Annotated in this window: 1 pseudogene; it reads left to right on the top strand. The window is 36.0% G+C overall.

From position 1 onward, the window contains the following. Window positions 1-196, top strand: a pseudogene (locus ACFINC_RS11420) (4-hydroxy-3-methylbut-2-enyl diphosphate reductase); the annotation flags it as partial. Window positions 197-267 lie beyond the last annotated feature (71 nt).

Below are 267 nucleotides of genomic sequence, written 5' to 3' on the forward strand. Positions count from 1 at the left end.
TTCAGCGTTTCGTGCGCGTTATGATGTGACCATAGAGTTAGCTGAAACAGTGGTAGAAACGGAAAGATTTTTAGTGAGTCGTGAATTACGTGACGTCATTTTAACGCCTCAAGATATGGCATTCGTGAATGGTCAAAAAAATAATGCAAAAAATGAAAATCAGAATACAGGCATGTCTACAACGAAAGCAGAATAATGGCGGTTTATACAGATATTCATGCAAATGATTTAAAAACATTTTTAACACGTTACGCAATAGGATCACTT

The organism is Bartonella sp. AP58NXGY (assembly GCF_042195785.1).
GTDB lineage: Bacteria > Pseudomonadota > Alphaproteobacteria > Rhizobiales > Rhizobiaceae > Bartonella.